Source organism: Mesorhizobium abyssinicae, assembly GCF_049887195.1.
Classification (GTDB): domain Bacteria; phylum Pseudomonadota; class Alphaproteobacteria; order Rhizobiales; family Rhizobiaceae; genus Mesorhizobium; species Mesorhizobium abyssinicae.
This window is the reverse complement of record NZ_JARAKC010000088.1, coordinates 1-1,177: the sequence shown is the minus strand read 5'-3', so window position 1 is coordinate 1,177 and position 1,177 is coordinate 1. Positions and strand designations below refer to the sequence as shown.

The 1,177-nt window shown below is 64.0% G+C and carries 1 protein-coding gene; it reads left to right on the top strand.

What is annotated here, in order from left to right; genetic code table 11:
* Positions 1 to 1,176 carry an elongation factor Tu gene (tuf, locus tag PU724_RS33735; RefSeq protein ID WP_095805843.1) on the top strand — a complete coding sequence of 392 codons (1,176 nt, stop codon included), beginning with the start codon at positions 1 to 3 and terminating at the stop codon, positions 1,174 to 1,176.
* Position 1,177: the final 1 nt, after the last annotated feature.

Below are 1,177 nucleotides of genomic sequence, written 5' to 3'. Positions count from 1 at the left end.
ATGGCAAAAGGTAAATTCGAGCGCACCAAGCCGCATGTGAACATTGGCACGATCGGCCACGTCGATCATGGCAAGACGTCGCTGACGGCGGCGATCACGAAGTATTTTGGCGAATACAAGCGCTATGACCAGATCGACGCGGCGCCGGAAGAGAAGGCGCGCGGCATCACGATTTCGACGGCGCACGTCGAATACGAGACGGCCAACCGCCACTATGCCCACGTCGACTGCCCCGGCCACGCCGACTATGTGAAGAACATGATCACCGGTGCCGCGCAGATGGACGGCGCGATCCTGGTCGTGTCGGCCGCCGACGGCCCGATGCCGCAGACGCGCGAGCACATCCTGCTCGCCCGCCAGGTCGGCGTGCCGTCGATCGTGGTGTTCCTGAACAAGGTCGACCAGGTCGACGACGCCGAGCTGCTCGAGCTGGTCGAGCTCGAGGTTCGCGAGCTCTTGACCAAGAACGAATTCCCCGGCGACGACATTCCGATCGTCAAGGGCTCGGCTCTGGCTGCTCTGGAAGATTCCAACAAGACCATCGGCGAGGACGCGATCCGCGAACTGATGGCGCAGGTCGACGCCTACATCCCGACGCCGGTGCGTCCGCTGGACAAGCCGTTCCTGATGCCGATCGAGGACGTGTTCTCGATCTCGGGCCGCGGCACCGTTGTGACCGGCCGCGTCGAGCGCGGCGTGGTCAAGGTCGGCGAGGAACTGGAGATCGTCGGCATCCGTCCGACGACCAAGACGACCTGCACGGGCGTCGAGATGTTCCGCAAGCTGCTCGACCAGGGCCAGGCCGGCGACAACATCGGCGCGCTGCTGCGCGGCGTTGATCGTGAAGGCGTCGAGCGTGGCCAGGTTCTGGCCAAGCCGGGTTCGGTGAAGCCGCACAAGAAGTTCGTGGCCGAAGCCTACATCCTGACCAAGGACGAGGGCGGCCGTCACACGCCGTTCTTCACCAACTACCGTCCGCAGTTCTACTTCCGCACCACCGACGTGACCGGCATCGTGACGCTGCCGGCCGGCACCGAGATGGTGATGCCTGGCGACAACATCACGGTCGACGTCGAGCTGATCGTGCCGATCGCCATGGAAGAGAAGCTGCGCTTCGCCATCCGTGAAGGCGGCCGCACCGTCGGTGCCGGCATCGTCGTCACCATCAAAGAATAAT